The following is a 12,694-nucleotide window of genomic DNA, read 5'->3' on the forward strand; positions in this document are numbered from 1 at the left end:
GTGCAAGACCGGCCCTCGGGCCGGTCTTCGCATGTTTGGACTTGAGCAATTTTGAACAAGCCGGTGGGAAGCCGGCGATCAGTAGCCGAGCGCGCAGCCGTCCTTGCGTGGGTCCGAGCCGCCGGTCAGCGTGCCCTTGTCCCAATCGATCCAGATTCCCTGGCCCCCGCCGTGCGGCGTGCCGATCGGCACGACTTTGTGACCAAGCGCCTTGAGGCCCTCGACGGTTGCCGCCGGCACACCATCCTCGAGCTGATATATGTCCTCGTAGTGCAGGCCACGCGGCAGATCGATCGCCTCCTGCATATCGAGTCCGTAGTCGAGCACGTTGGTCAGCACGTGAACCTGACCGACCGGCTGATACTGACCGCCCATCACGCCCCACGACATCCGGGCCCGGCCGTTCTCGGTCGCGAGCGCCGGAATGATGGTGTGCAGCGGGCGCTTCTTCGGCGCGATGCAGTTCGGATGGCCGGGCTGAATGCGGAAGCCGGCGCCGCGGTTTTGCAGCAGCACGCCGGTCTTGTTCGACACGATCGCCGAGCCGAACGAATGCGCGATCGAGTTGATGAACGAGCAGACGTTGCGCTCCTCGTCGACCACGGTGATGTACACGGTCGACGGATTCATCGGCGGCGACACCACCGGCAGGTCGAGAAGCTTGTCGAGCGCGATCTGGCTGTAATGCTCCTCGGCGAATTCCTTCGCCAGAATACGCAGCACGTCGACATCGACATGCTGCGGGTCGCCGATGTGCTGTTCGCGGATCATGTAGGCGATGCGGGTTGCCTCGGCTTCCAGGTGGAAGCGCTCGACGCTGAGCGGGCCAAACTTTGTGAGATCGAACCGGCTGAGGATGTTCAGCATCACCAGCATGGTGATGCCCGGGCCGTTCGGCGGGCACTGCCAGACGTCGAGGCCTTTGTAGATCGTGCCGATCGGCGACGTCGTTTCGGTGCAGTGTTCGGCGAAGTCTTCCAGCGTATGCAGACCGCCGAGCCCGCGCAGCGTCTCGACCATGTCCTCGGCGACAGGGCCCTTATAGAAACCGTCCGGGCCCTTGTCGGCAATCAGCTTCAACGTGTTCGCCAGTTCCGGCTGAGTGATGACATCGCCGGTCTTGGCGGCTTCGCCGTGCGGCAGCAGATAGCGCTCGGTGTTGGCGCCCTTCTTCAGCTTGGCGAAACCGTTGGCCCAGTCGAACGCGATACGCGGCGCCACCACGTAGCCTTCCGCCGCGGCTTTGATCGCCGGCTGCAGCACTTTGTCGAGCCCGAACCGGCCGTGATCGCGCAGGATCGTCGCCCAGGCGTCGATCGCACCCGGGACCGTCACCGAATGCGGGCTGGTCAGCGGAATCGCGTCGATGCCCTTTTCCAGAAACCACTCGGCCTTGGCGGCCGCGGGCGCCCGGCCCGAGCCGTTATACGCCGTGATCTTGCCGGTGCCCTTCGGCTGCACCAGCGCGAAACAGTCGCCGCCGATGCCGGTGGATTGCGGTTCGATCACCGCCAGCAGCGCCGAGGCGGCGATCGCAGCGTCGGCAGCGGTGCCGCCAGCTTTCAGGATTTCAATCGCGGCCAGCGCCGCCTGCGGGTGCGAGGTCGCGACCATGCCGTTGCGGGCGTGGACGGTGGACCGGCCGGCGAGATGGAAATTCCTCATAGGCACAAGCTCGTTGGGTTGGTTACGCCGCGCTCCGGCGCAGGCCTAGTTGGCATATTCCACGGCCGCCGAGCAATCCTCGCCGCGACCGGAGCTGGGCGACCGTGATCTGGCTGAAAGGGCTGGTTTCCTGCCGGCGCACGCGCTGTTAAACCCGCCCGTGCAATGCCGCGCTTCCGCATCCGGGCCGGCGACAACCTGCGTCTTGCCGGCCTTGAGCGGGCAGACCGAGCCGAAATGGAGCGAGCGATGGCCGGCGAGAACGATCTGAACGACCGCGTCGAGGCGCTGGAAGTCCGCCTGGCGTATCAGGACGAGACGATCGAGGCGCTGAACCAGACCGTCACCGCGCAGTGGAAGCAGATCGACGCGCTGACCCGGCAGCTCGCCGCGCTGAGCGAACGGCTCGACCAGGCCGAGAGCAGCGCCGGCGCTCCAGCCAACGAGCGCCCGCCGCATTATTGAGTGGGAGGCTCGCCCGGTCGAACGCTGGCCTTTCCCCTCGTCATTCCGGGGCGCCGCGTAGCGGCGAACCCGGAATCTCTGCGTCGCAACAACCTTGGGATTCCGGGTTCGCTCACTTCGTGAGCGCCCCGGAATGACGTCGGTGAGGCTGAGCGTTTGCTTGATCTACGACGCCGCCTTCATGCCGAGGCGCTGGTCGCGGAGCTCACGCTTCAGCACTTTGCCGATCGCGCTGCGCGGCAGCGACTCGACCAGCACCACCTCGGCGAGACGCTGGGTCTTGCCGACCTGGCCGTTGGTCCAGGTCTTCAGCTCCGCCGGGTCGATGCTGCGGCCGGGCCGCGCCGCCACGAACGCAACCGGTGTCTCGCCCCACTCTTCCGACGGCATGCCGACGACCGCGACTTCGAGCACGTCAGGATGCTTGGCGACTACGGCCTCGATGTCGCTCGGATAGATGTTGAAGCCGCCCGAGATGATCATGTCCTTCTTGCGGTCCATCAGGGTGATGAAGCCGTCGGCATCGAAGCGGCCGACGTCGCCGCTGCGGACCCAGAGGTTGCCGTCCTTGTCGGTCCAGAACACTTCGGCGGTCTTCTGTGGCTGATTGAGGTAGCCCTTCATGATGGTGTCGGAGCGGCCGACGATTTCGCCGACTTCACCATTGGGCAGGAAGTTGCCGTCCTCGTCGATCATCCGGATTTCATGACCGGGCCGCGGCTGGCCGACGGTGTGCAGCTTGTTCGGGAATTCGTGGGCGAGCAGCGTGCATGAGCCGCCGCCCTCGGTCATGCCGTAGTACTCGGTCAGACCGCCAGGCCAACGCTTGAGGATATCCGCCTTGAGCTCCGGCGCGAACGGCGCGGAGGTGCAGAACTTCATCTGGAAGGACGACAGGTCGTACTGACCGAACTCCGGCAGTGCCATGATCCGGCGATACTGCACCGGCACCAGCATCGCATGAGTGACGCGATACTTCTGCGCGAGCTCCAGGAAACCGCGGGCATCGAATTTCTTCATCAGCACCACGGTGCCGCCGCCGGCAAGCGTCGGATTGAAGCAGACCAGCGTCGTGTTGGAATAGAGCGGCGTCGATAGCAGCGTCACCGCGTCGGGGCCGTAGCCGATCGGATCGAGCTTGCCGTATTGCGCCCAGCGCATCTGATGGCTGTGGACGATGCCCTTCGGCGTGCCGGTCGTGCCCGACGAGTAGATGATGTTGAACACCCATTCCGGATCGATCGTCACCGGCGCGGGCTTGCTACCTTCCGGCGCCAGCCAGCGCGTGAACGCTTCGCCGCTGGTGCCGTCGTCGAACGCTACGCGCTTCACCGCGGCATCGATCTCGGCGTCTTTCATCGCATTGGCGGCGAAGTCGTCGGTGAACAGAATCTTGGCGCCGGAGTCCCGCACCATCGCGGAGAAGTCCTTGGCGGTCGACGACGGCGCCAGCGGCGCGACCGCGATGCCGGCACGCAAAGCGCCGAGGAAGGTCGCGGCATATTCGATCGAGGACAGCGCGCAGATCGAGATGGTGTCGGTCGGCTTCAAGCCGTCGCGCTGCAAGGTCGCGGCGATGCGATCGATCAGCGCATCAAATTCCGCGTAGCGCAATTGCCGTTCCCCGTCGATCACCGCGATCCGATCCGGGCGCGCCTGCGCGGTGCCGCGAACCAGGGCAGGAAGTGTGATGAAGTCGGGCATTTCGGTCTCCACGTTTCTTGGTTATCCAGTTCGACAAGTGTTCCGTCATTGCGGGAAGCGAACCGACGAAGCAATCCAGAAGTCCGTGTCCGGCACTCTTGATTGCTTGGCTTCGCACGCAATGACGCCGAGAGAAGTCAGCTCGCGTCAGCGATCCAGCGCCTCGCCTTTCAACCACTTCGCGCCGCTGGCGTACAGCCGTTCGACGGCCTCGCCTTTCAGGCCCGGCATGTCGCGCTTGATCGGGTAGCCGAGGCCGCTCTGCAAGTAAGCGAGATGGCGATAGCCTTCCGGGAATTGCGACAGCAGCGCGGGATCGAGTGCCAGCTTCGCGGCTGGATCGACCGGGTCGATGCGATCCTTCTCGTAGATCGGCTGGCGCAACACCAGGCCCCAACGGCCGTCGCGCTTTTCGAGGAAATCATAGAACCGGCCGGTGCAAACCACATCGACCACGACGTCATGCACGCTGGCGCGCTGCGAGATCGTCATCTTGGTCTGCGAGACCGCCCGGCTGCCGGCGAGGTCGATCGACTGTCCGCCGAGGAAATGCAGAATCGAGACGCCCTTGGCCCAGCCGGCCTTGCTCATCGCGATGAATTCGTCGGCGGTACCCTGCGTCCAGGTCGCCATCATCCGACCGTCGTCGAACCAGACCGTGCGGAAACGCTCCCAGTCGCCGGCGTCCCGCCACACCACCCAGTTCTCGATCAGTTCGCGGATCACGAGCCGATCGTGCCGCTCCTCGTCGTCCATGCCGTTTCCACCCTGCGTCTTGCGCGCGGGGCGCACTATACTGGCGGCCCAGCCGCGCGTATCCGGCAAAAGTGGATGGCGGTTTTGCAAGGCGAGGCCGCGCAAGTGGCTTGACCGCAGCCCCGACGAAAATGCAGCTGCGCGGCTAGCTGCGGGCCTCGGCCCGATCGTGCAGCACGGCGCTGAGCCGGCCCGGGTGGACCTCGATGGTGCGGTCGTAACTGATCAGGCCCAGTTTTCGGAACTTGTTCATGAAGTAGCTGACGCGCGAGCGCGTGGTGCCGATCATCTCCGCCAGCGTCTCCTGGCTGATGTGCGGCGCGATCGGCTGCGGCTCGCCGCCCTCCTCGAACTCGGCGAGGCGCAGCAGCAGCCGGGCCAGCCGTTTCTCGCTGCAGTTGAGAAGCTGATCGAGCAGATCCTCTTCGATGCGGCGATTGCGCAGCAGCAGATGCCGCACGAACAGTTCGGCGAAATCCGGCTGCGCCCGCAGGGTTTCGATCAGCCGCGCGCTGGCGATCGCCGCGACCACACAGTCCTGCATTGCAATCGTGGTGGTGCTGCGGCTGACTTCGCCGACCAGACAGCCGTCACCGAAGAACTGCCCCGGCGACACCATGCCGGTCGCCGCCTCCTTGCCCTGCACCGACAGCACGACGACTTTGATCCGTCCCTGCAGCAGCAAGTACACGCTATCGGCGTTGTCGCCCTGCGCGTAAATTGTCTGGTTCTTGGCGAATTTGGCGATCGAGTGACCCTGACCGAGCTTACGCAGCAGGTCGCGGGGATCGAAACCAGCCTCCGGCTTCATGGTCGCCTCCACGGGTCGATCGGCATTCGTTCGTGCCGATCAAAGGGCCCGGTAGATTAGACCGCATAGCGCTGAAATCGCTGGTAAATCGGCGTCCCTCGGAATGCTACGGGAAACACAGCACCCGAGTACGCGCCGCGTCGCGCTCAAACCACAGGCGTGGTGCGCTCGTCGTTCCAGGACAGGCCGAACTGATCCAGCCCTTCGGCGAGATAATCACCGAGCAGCGGCTCGCCGAGCAGGTAGCGCGCGGTGCGTCCGTTGCGCCCCTCGGCGGCTTCGCGGCGGAGATCGTCCCACTCGTCGATGCTGCCGTCGCCGCGGCCGAGCCGCATCAGCGCCACCAGGTCGATCTGCTCTTCCTCGGTCATCCCGCTGATGAAGCCGGCGATCTCTTGAACAACCGGGTCTTCGCCGGTGTCTTCGAGCACGTCCACCATGTTGTCGTCGGCGCCGTTCGATCCGGAATCGGCATCGGCGTCGCCTTCCTTGACGTCGAATTCACGCGCCTTCTCGATCAGAAACGCGACCTTGTCGGTCGAAATCGCGAGCTCCGGCATCGTCTTTCCTCCGTCGTGGCGCGGGTTTCGCTCTCCGGCGCGCGCGAACTAACGCACTGCAGCGCGAGATGATCCATTGCGCCTCAAGCGCAAAACCCGCATGTTTGGGCAAAATACGAAAAGCCCGGGAGAAACGTGGGATGGTCTGGACCATCGGCAAGGTCAAAATCACAAAAATCGTCGAGATGGAGTTGACCGGAGGCACCCGGTTCATCCTGCCGCAAGCCACTCCCCAGGAAATCCAGGCCATGCCGTGGCTGATACCCCAGTTCGCCAGCCCCGAAGGCCGGCTGACGATGTCGGTGCACAGCTGGGTGGTGGAAACGCCGAGCCGCCGGATCGTGGTCGATACCTGCATCGGCAACGACAAGCAGGGCCGCGGCGTGCCGCATTGGAATGGGCTGGACAAGCCGTACCTGCAGGATCTGGCCAAAGCCGGCTATCCGGCCGAGAGCATCGACACGGTGATCTGCACCCATCTGCACGTCGATCACGTCGGCTGGAACACCAGGCTGGTCGACGGCCAGTGGGTGCCGACCTTCCCCAGCGCACGCTATCTGTTCGGCCGCACCGAGTACGAGTACTGGAAGACGCATTCCACCGACGCGGCCCACGCCGCGGTGTTCGCCGACTCGGTCGAGCCGGTGATCGATGCCGGCGTCGTCGATCTGGTCGGCAGTGATGCCCAGATCGCCGATGAGATCACGTTGATCCCGACGCCTGGCCACAGCCCCGGCCACATCGCCCTGCACATTCGCTCCGACGGCGAAGAGGCGGTGCTGTCGGGTGACGTCGCGCATCATCCCTGCCAGATGGTGCGGCTAGACTGGTCGTCGAGCTTTGATTCCGACGGGCTGCAATCGATCGAAACGCGGCGACGCTTGTTCTCGCGCTTCGCCGATACGCCGACGCTGCTGTTCGGCGGGCATTTCGGTCCCGGCCGGATCATCCGCGACGGCGACGCTTTCCGTCTCGTGGCGCCGTCATGACAAAGCATGGCGGCGCTGCGCATAGCGTGCCGGCGCGGCCATGTATTGAATTCAACTCACCACTGATCCATCACTTAGACAGCCTGCAAAACTGCGGAGGACACGCGGGATGAAGCTTGTTCGTTATGGTGCTATCGGCCACGAGAAGCCCGGCCTGATCGATAAAGACGGCCAGCTACGCGATCTGTCCGGGCAGATCGCCGACCTTGCAGGCGAAGCGTTTTCGCCCACAGGCCTCGCCAAACTCGCTGCGCTCGATGTCGCCGGACTGCCCGCCGTGCCCGGCCACCCGCGGCTCGGCTCGCCGGTCGGCGGTGCGCCGAAATTCATCGCGATCGGGCTGAATTACGCCGACCACGCCGCCGAAGCCAACATGCCGATCCCGGCCGAGCCGATCGTGTTCATGAAGGCCAACAATTCGCTGTGCGGACCGAACGACGATGTCGAGAAGCCGCGCGGCTCGACCAAGCTGGACTGGGAAGTCGAGCTCGCGGTGATCATCGGCACCCGCGCCAAATATGTCAGCGAAGCCGACGCGCTCAACTACGTCGCGGGGTACGCGGTGTGCAACGACGTCTCCGAGCGTCACTTCCAGATCGAGCGGGCCGGGCAATGGACCAAGGGCAAGTCACACGACACCTTCGGCCCGCTCGGCCCCTGGGTCGTCACCAAGGACGAGATCGCCGACGTCCACAAGCTGGGGATGTGGCTCGACGTCAACGGCCAGCGCTGCCAGACCGGCTCGACCACGACCATGATCTTCAACGTGCCGAAGATCGTGTCGTATCTGTCGGAGCTGATGACGCTGATGCCCGGCGACATCATCACCACAGGCACACCGCCCGGCGTCGGCATGGGCAAGAAGCCGCCGCAATTCCTCAATGTCGGCGACGTCGTCACCCTCGGCATCGAAGGTCTCGGCGAGCAGAAACAGACCATCGTGGCGGCGTAAGGATATCCACGCCGTCACTGCGAGCGAAGCGAAGCAACCCAGAGCCATTCGCGCGAGACTGGATTGCTTCGTCGCGGAGCCTGTGCCCGGACGGCGCGGATCGCTGATCCGGGTGCTCCTCGCAATGACGGCGAAAGCAAACAACGCTTCGTCCCTGAGGATCTTATCTGATGAAACTCACCTTCTCCCAAGCCTCGCCGTTCGCCCGCAAGGTGCGGATCGCGGCGATCGAACTCGGACTGATCGACCAAATCGAGTTCGTGCCGGCGACCGTGATCCCGGCGCAGGCCAACGAGCCGTATATGCGCGAGGTCAACCCGCTGAAGAAGCTGCCGGCGCTGATCCTCGACAATGGCGAGGTGATCGTCGACTCCTACGTGATCGCCGAATATCTCGACGACCTCGCCGGCGGCGGCAAGCTGATCCCGGCGTCGGGCCCGGAGCGCTGGCGGGTGAAGAGCGATCATTCGCTGCTGCAGGGCATGCTGGATTCGATGCTGCTGTGCCGCTACGAGAAGCTGGTGCGGCCGAAGGAATTGTTCTGGCAGGGCTGGTACGACGATCATTGGGCGCGCGCCTGGGCCGGCATGGCGCGGTTCGATCGCGACACCGCAATGCTGAACGGGCCGCTGACGATCGCCCAGATCGCGCTCACCTGCGTGCTCGGCTACGCCGACTTCCGCTTTCCGGATTGCGGCTGGCGCGCGGCCTATCCCAATCTCGATGCGTTCTTCCAGCGCATGTCGCAGCACGAGTCGGTGAAGGTGTCGGTACCGCCGGCGGCCTGAGCCGCGGAAAGCTCTAGTCGAACAGGCTGGGCGTGTAGTTGACGGCGGCGCCCTCGATCGCCAGCAGCTTCAGCTTGGTGGTGACGCCGCCATTGGCCGAGAAGCCGCCGGGCTTGTCCCCAGCGGCGAGCACGCGGTGGCACGGCACGATGATCGGGCACGGATTGCGCCCCAACGCTTGCCCGACCTCACGCGACAGCTCGACACCGCCGAGCTGCTTGGCGATGTCGCCATAGGTCAGCGTCTTGCCGGCCGGAATGCCGCGAGCGATGTCGTAGACCCGGCGCTGAAACGCCGAGGTGCCATCGAGATCGAGCTGAATATCGGCGAAGTCGATCGCGGCCCCTTCGAGCAGCGCGACGATGCCGTCGATCGCACGCTGCACGTCGGCCGGCGGAGCCGCTTCGACGCTGTCGGGGTGACGCTGGGTGATGCGGGCTTCGGTCTGCGCTTCGGTCGGCTGCGGCAACTGCACCGCAACGATGCCGCGTGCGCCCCAAACGATGCCGCAGCGGCCGATCGCTGTGTCGAACAGGGCATGGCTGTGATGGCTCATCGGCATCATAGCACCGAGATTACGCCCGCCGCAGCCGGCCGGCCACCCGATTTCAAGCCGCCGGGACGTGCTGCTCCAGACGGGCGGCGACCGTCGCCAGCAGCTTTTTCGGGTCCGCCGGCAGCACATGGGCGCGGGCCGGATCGAAATCGTAGGCGATATGATAGGCGTCGTGCTGGTCCTGGGTCAGGAACCACAGCTCGGTGCGGGACGCCGCGGCGAACACGCCGCGCTCCAGCGCCAGCCGGATTCGCTGCCGCGGCGGCCAAGCCCACAGCCGGTCACGCAGGATCGCCGCGTCGTCGGCGACGTAATGAAAGTCGGCGCCGGGCACCAGTTCGAACGACAGCAGCGCATCCGGTTGATGCGTGCGGCGGTGCTCGCGGACCGCACGCGCGAAATTACGCGCCCGACGGTGATTGGTGAGGCCGCGCGCCTTCACTTGAACGACCGTGATGCGGTCGAGCGGCTCTGGCGACGGGATCGTGGTGACGATGGTGACGTCGTGGCCGCGACTGGCGAGATGGCGCGCGATAGCGATGCAATCGCGTTCTTTGCCGCTCTGCTTTTCGAGTTGGAAGACCGCCAGCAAGATTTTCATGACGCGGCGGTTGGTTCGCGACCGGTCGGGGTGACTTGATCGGGGCTTATAGCGCGCCGGATCGGCGCGGCGCAACATTTCGGCCGCCGGGCTGATCCCCGACATCGGCGTCAGCCGGTTTTGCCTTGAGCAACACGCTGCATCCGCTTGTGCCGCCGGCGCGACAGATACAGCAGAACGCCGGTCACCCCGAACAAGGGCATCGCCGCTGCCGCCAGCATGAACAGCAATTGACCGGGCCAGCCGAAAATGCTGCCGCGGTGGATGTCGAGCACGCGTGCCAATACCTTTTCGCCGATCGTCTTGTCGGCATAGAGGTCAGCGGACAGGATTTGGCCAGTCCGACCGTCGATCCGGAATTCGTCGTGCGCGCCGTCTCGGGCATCGGTCAGCCAGGCGCGGACCCGCACGGTGCTGTCGCGTCCTGACGGCAGCGTCAGGCGCGCGGCCTGGAAGCTGTCGCCACGCTCGGCCACGACTGTCGCCCAAACGCGATCCAACGAAACGGCTGCGGACGGCGCCTCAGGAACGGCAGGACGGTGTGGACGCTGCGTCGTGACCGGGGATCGTGCCAGAAGCCAGGTCGCGGCGGCCTTGTACAAGTCGAACGACCACCACAGGCCGGTCAGCGTCATCGTCAAATAGAGCAGCAACACCCAGGTTCCGATCACGGCGTGCAGCGACCGGTGCAGTCCGCGTCCGCGCAACTGCCAGTGCGGCTTCAGCCAGACCTTGATGCTGCCGGGGCGATGCGGCCATCGCAGCACCAGCCCGGTGAGCAGCATGGCCAGCAATCCGAGCGCGGCAATCCCGGTGATAGTCCGGCCGTAACCGTTGCCGTCGCCCGGCACCAGCAGCCAGCGGTGCAGCTTGCGGACCGTCGCAAAGAATGCGTCGGCGGCCGGATGGCCGAGACTGTCGCCGCTGTATGGGTCGATATAAAGCGGAGCGGGCCGAGTGTGATCCGGCTTGCGCGCGAACCGAACCTCGGCGGCTGAGGTCGCGCTGCGCGGCATCGTGATCGACGCGACCGGATCGCCGCCGGTCTGCAATTTCGCGAGCAGCGCGTCCAGCGACATCCTTGATGCAGCGTGCGGTGCGAGCTGGACGCGGCCGGCATCCAACGCGCCGCGAATCTCGTCCTCGAAACTCATCACCGCGCCGGTCAACGCCACCACCACCAGCACCGCCGCAAGGACCAGTCCGGCAACGGAATGGAACTGCAGCAGGATGGCCTTGAGCGTCGGGGCCCGCATCGAACTAGAACTTGACCGTCGCGGCCAGCGAGAACCGCCGAGCGTCACCGACCGCGACGTTGAGCGTGTTGACGGCCGACGGATAGTACACGGTGTCGAACACGTTCTTGACGTTGAACTGATAGGTCACGGGGAACGGACCTGTCCAGGTCTCGTAACTGGCGAAGATGTCGGCCACGGTGTAGGCGGGCAGCACGAAGGAATTGGTGCTGTCGCCGGGCCGATCGCCGACATAACGGGGGCCGCCGCCGACGCGCAGCCGTCCGGGCAGCGCCGTGCCGAAATCATAGACCAGGAACAGCGACGCGGTGTTCATCGCGACGTTCTGCAGCCGCTTGCCGACCAGCGCCGGATCCTCGGTGACGATCGCGTCGGTGTAGCCGTAGCTAGCGATCGTGCTCCAGTGGTCATCGAGCCGGCCGGTGACGTCGAACTCGACGCCGCGTGAGCGGACCTTACCGGCGGCGCGATATTCGTTGAGGCCGGTCGCGGCGTTGAACTGCGACACCAGCACGTTCTTCTTGTCGATGTCGTAGACCGCCAGCGTGCCCGACAGCCGCTTGTTCAGGTCGAACTTCAGGCCGGCTTCGTATTGCGTGCCTTCTTCGGGCGCGACGTCCGGGCCGATGACGAAGCCGCCGGTGGCGCAATGCTCGAGGTCGGCTGCAGCGACTGGGTGTAGCTGGCATAGAGCGAGACCTGATCGTTCAGCTTGAGGATGGCGCCGGCGAGCGGCAGCACCTTGCTGCCGTCGAGATTGGTGTTGGCGGTGAACGGCCGGCCGCGGCCGGCGAGCTGGTCGTATTCCATCCAGCGCAGGCCGCCGACCAGCGCGAACCAGTTGGTGAGATGCAGGGTGTCCTGCAGGAACAGCGAGCGGGTCTCGAGCTGGTCGGTCTGATTGCTGTCGGAGGGCGACACCGCGGTGCCGGGCTGCACCAGGCCATAGGTGGGGTTGTAGAAGTTGAAGTTCGGCGTCGCCTGGCGGATCAGATCCTGGCGATAGATCACGCGGCGCTGTGCGTCGCCGCCGATCAGCAGCTCGTTGCGGAAGTCGCCGAGCCAGACATTGCCGTGCAGATAGGACGTGCCGTAGCTGACATACGCCATCGCGCCCTTGGTGCCGTCATTGCTGCGGCGCTCGACGCCGGTGCGGGCATCGACCGAGGTGATGCGCAGCTGATTGGCGTCGTAGGTCTCGCTGTTGAAGCTGTAGGCGGCGGTGACTTTCCAATTGTCGTCGAGCCGGTGCTCGATCGAGCCCTGCACCAGATCCGACTTGCCCCAGGTCCGGTTGAACGCCTCGTCGAGCCGGCGCGTCGCCGGGATCGCCAGCGGCGCGCCATTCACGAACGACGTGCCGCGATCGAACGGATAGCTGAACTCGCGATGCTCGTAGCCGAACTGAATGGTGGTGCGGTCGCCATACCAGGCCAGCGACGGCGCGATCAGCATCTCGCGATTGGCGCCGAAATTGCGCCAGTAGTCTTCATCGAGGCCGGAGCCGACGAACCGATAGGCGACGCCGCCATCGCCGATCGGGCCTGTGACGTCGACGACCGCCTGGCTGCCGTTCTTGCCGCCACCGAAG

Annotated in this window: 12 protein-coding genes and 1 pseudogene (1 of these 13 cut by a window edge); 4 read left to right on the top strand and 9 right to left on the bottom strand. The window is 65.2% G+C overall.

Going from position 1 to position 12,694, the window contains the following annotated elements:
- Positions 1-78: 78 nt before the first annotated feature.
- Positions 79-1,665: a gamma-glutamyltransferase gene (gene ggt / locus LRC39_RS22350; protein WP_107345989.1), complete on the bottom strand. Its 1,587-nt coding sequence runs from the start codon at positions 1,663-1,665 to the stop codon at positions 79-81.
- Positions 1,666-1,914: 249 nt separating this feature from the next.
- Here ggt and LRC39_RS22355 point away from each other — a divergent pair, with 249 nt between their 5' ends.
- Complete coding sequence (locus tag LRC39_RS22355) at positions 1,915-2,130, top strand: SlyX family protein (RefSeq protein ID WP_011159954.1); 216 nt, start codon at positions 1,915-1,917, stop codon at positions 2,128-2,130.
- Between the two features lie 165 nt (positions 2,131-2,295).
- Here the strand turns inward: LRC39_RS22355 and LRC39_RS22360 are convergent, their stop codons facing one another.
- The 4 genes from LRC39_RS22360 to LRC39_RS22375 all read right to left on the bottom strand — a co-directional run bounded on the left by LRC39_RS22360 (position 2,296) and on the right by LRC39_RS22375 (position 5,961).
- Positions 2,296-3,834 (bottom strand): class I adenylate-forming enzyme family protein, encoded by a 1,539-nt coding sequence (locus tag LRC39_RS22360; RefSeq protein ID WP_346295671.1) that lies wholly within the window; start codon positions 3,832-3,834, stop codon positions 2,296-2,298.
- 147 nt (positions 3,835-3,981) lie between these two features.
- Entirely contained in the window at positions 3,982-4,590 is a 609-nt protein-coding gene (locus LRC39_RS22365) for a nuclear transport factor 2 family protein (protein WP_346297543.1), read from the bottom strand.
- Positions 4,591-4,735: 145 nt separating this feature from the next.
- Positions 4,736-5,401, bottom strand: a complete 666-nt coding sequence (locus tag LRC39_RS22370) for a Crp/Fnr family transcriptional regulator (protein WP_346295672.1) — start codon at positions 5,399-5,401, stop codon at positions 4,736-4,738.
- Between the two features lie 146 nt (positions 5,402-5,547).
- Positions 5,548-5,961 carry a DUF3775 domain-containing protein gene (locus LRC39_RS22375; RefSeq protein ID WP_346295673.1) on the bottom strand — a complete coding sequence of 138 codons (414 nt, stop codon included), beginning with the start codon at positions 5,959-5,961 and terminating at the stop codon, positions 5,548-5,550.
- A gap of 140 nt (positions 5,962-6,101) precedes the next feature.
- Here LRC39_RS22375 and LRC39_RS22380 point away from each other — a divergent pair, with 140 nt between their 5' ends.
- The 3 genes from LRC39_RS22380 to LRC39_RS22390 all read left to right on the top strand — a co-directional run bounded on the left by LRC39_RS22380 (position 6,102) and on the right by LRC39_RS22390 (position 8,690).
- Positions 6,102-6,950, top strand: coding sequence for an MBL fold metallo-hydrolase (locus LRC39_RS22380; RefSeq protein WP_346295674.1), 849 nt, complete (start codon positions 6,102-6,104; stop codon positions 6,948-6,950).
- Between the two features lie 109 nt (positions 6,951-7,059).
- Entirely contained in the window at positions 7,060-7,902 is an 843-nt protein-coding gene (locus LRC39_RS22385; protein WP_346295675.1) for a fumarylacetoacetate hydrolase family protein, read from the top strand.
- Positions 7,903-8,072: 170 nt separating this feature from the next.
- Positions 8,073-8,690: a glutathione S-transferase family protein gene (locus LRC39_RS22390; RefSeq protein ID WP_346295676.1), complete on the top strand. Its 618-nt coding sequence runs from the start codon at positions 8,073-8,075 to the stop codon at positions 8,688-8,690.
- 13 nt (positions 8,691-8,703) lie between these two features.
- On the opposite strand, the gene LRC39_RS22395 is transcribed toward LRC39_RS22390, so the two are convergent.
- From LRC39_RS22395 to LRC39_RS22410, 4 genes and pseudogenes are all read right to left on the bottom strand, one after another.
- Positions 8,704-9,255, bottom strand: coding sequence for a methylated-DNA--[protein]-cysteine S-methyltransferase (locus tag LRC39_RS22395; RefSeq protein WP_430624910.1), 552 nt, complete (start codon positions 9,253-9,255; stop codon positions 8,704-8,706).
- Between the two features lie 43 nt (positions 9,256-9,298).
- Positions 9,299-9,847: a glucosyltransferase gene (locus LRC39_RS22400; RefSeq protein WP_346295678.1), complete on the bottom strand. Its 549-nt coding sequence runs from the start codon at positions 9,845-9,847 to the stop codon at positions 9,299-9,301.
- Between the two features lie 110 nt (positions 9,848-9,957).
- Positions 9,958-11,103: a PepSY-associated TM helix domain-containing protein gene (locus LRC39_RS22405; RefSeq protein WP_346295679.1), complete on the bottom strand. Its 1,146-nt coding sequence runs from the start codon at positions 11,101-11,103 to the stop codon at positions 9,958-9,960.
- A gap of 4 nt (positions 11,104-11,107) precedes the next feature.
- A pseudogene (locus LRC39_RS22410) lies at positions 11,108-12,694 on the bottom strand (TonB-dependent siderophore receptor); it runs 740 nt beyond the window's last position.

Source organism: Rhodopseudomonas sp. P1, assembly GCF_039642825.1.
GTDB lineage: Bacteria > Pseudomonadota > Alphaproteobacteria > Rhizobiales > Xanthobacteraceae > Rhodopseudomonas > Rhodopseudomonas palustris_H.

What these genes read in the sequence shown, in the direction of transcription:
- LRC39_RS22385 (WP_346295675.1), top strand. Translation starts at nt 7,060, where the DNA reads ATGAAGCTTGTTCGTTATGGTGCTATCGGCCACGAGAAGCCCGGCCTG.
- LRC39_RS22355 (WP_011159954.1), top strand. Translation starts at nt 1,915, where the DNA reads ATGGCCGGCGAGAACGATCTGAACGACCGCGTCGAGGCGCTGGAAGTC.
- LRC39_RS22365 (WP_346297543.1), bottom strand. Translation starts at nt 4,590, where the DNA reads ATGGACGACGAGGAGCGGCACGATCGGCTCGTGATCCGCGAACTGATC.
- LRC39_RS22380 (WP_346295674.1), top strand. Translation starts at nt 6,102, where the DNA reads ATGGTCTGGACCATCGGCAAGGTCAAAATCACAAAAATCGTCGAGATG.
- LRC39_RS22405 (WP_346295679.1), bottom strand. Translation starts at nt 11,103, where the DNA reads ATGCGGGCCCCGACGCTCAAGGCCATCCTGCTGCAGTTCCATTCCGTT.
- LRC39_RS22360 (WP_346295671.1), bottom strand. Translation starts at nt 3,834, where the DNA reads ATGCCCGACTTCATCACACTTCCTGCCCTGGTTCGCGGCACCGCGCAG.
- LRC39_RS22370 (WP_346295672.1), bottom strand. Translation starts at nt 5,401, where the DNA reads ATGAAGCCGGAGGCTGGTTTCGATCCCCGCGACCTGCTGCGTAAGCTC.
- LRC39_RS22390 (WP_346295676.1), top strand. Translation starts at nt 8,073, where the DNA reads ATGAAACTCACCTTCTCCCAAGCCTCGCCGTTCGCCCGCAAGGTGCGG.
- LRC39_RS22375 (WP_346295673.1), bottom strand. Translation starts at nt 5,961, where the DNA reads ATGCCGGAGCTCGCGATTTCGACCGACAAGGTCGCGTTTCTGATCGAG.
- LRC39_RS22400 (WP_346295678.1), bottom strand. Translation starts at nt 9,847, where the DNA reads ATGAAAATCTTGCTGGCGGTCTTCCAACTCGAAAAGCAGAGCGGCAAA.
- LRC39_RS22395 (WP_430624910.1), bottom strand. Translation starts at nt 9,255, where the DNA reads ATGATGCCGATGAGCCATCACAGCCATGCCCTGTTCGACACAGCGATC.
- ggt (WP_107345989.1), bottom strand. Translation starts at nt 1,665, where the DNA reads ATGAGGAATTTCCATCTCGCCGGCCGGTCCACCGTCCACGCCCGCAAC.